The following is a 636-nucleotide window of genomic DNA, read 5'->3' on the forward strand; positions in this document are numbered from 1 at the left end:
AACGGCGAGAAGTGGTACACCTCAGGGGCGTCCATTTCTCAGCTGGCACTGGTGATGGCCAAGACCGATCCCGACGCGCCGCGCCATCGCCAGTACACGACGTTTCTCGTCGAGTTGCCCAATCCTGGCTTCGAGATCATCCGCAACATTCCGGTTATGGGAGAGACCGACGTGCCGGCCTTCCACGGTGAGGTGACCATGGGTCACGCGGAAGTCCGCATCCGCGACCTAGTGGTCCCCGACGAGAACATTCTCGGCGGCCGTGGCGAGGGCTTTGCGATGGGGCAGCATCGGCTCGGATACGGCCGGCTCCGGCACGGGATGTGGAGCGTGGCCAAAGCTCAGGCAGCCTTGGATATGGCCACCGCACGTGCGTGCGAGCGTGTCACCTTCGGCAAGCGCGTCGCCGATCGGCAAGGCATCCAGTGGATGCTCGCCGATTGCGCCGAGAAGCTCTACATCACGCGACTGATGATCCTGCACCTGGCCTACAAAATGGAGCACGGGCACGACCTGCGCATCGAGAACTCGATGGCCAAAACCTATATCGCCAACATGCTGATCGAGGTGATCGACACGGCGTTGCAGATACACGGGTCCTTGGGCTACACCCACGACCTGCCGTTGGCGGCCTGG

Annotated in this window: 1 protein-coding gene; it reads left to right on the plus strand. The window is 62.6% G+C overall.

The genetic code is table 11. The features are described from left to right. Positions 1-636, plus strand: a 636-nt coding sequence (locus A9X04_RS32470) for an acyl-CoA dehydrogenase family protein (protein WP_197509427.1), incomplete at both ends; no start/stop codon positions are given.

It is taken from the genome of Mycobacterium sp. E3247, assembly GCF_001667785.1.
Taxonomy (GTDB): Bacteria; Actinomycetota; Actinomycetes; order Mycobacteriales; family Mycobacteriaceae; genus Mycobacterium.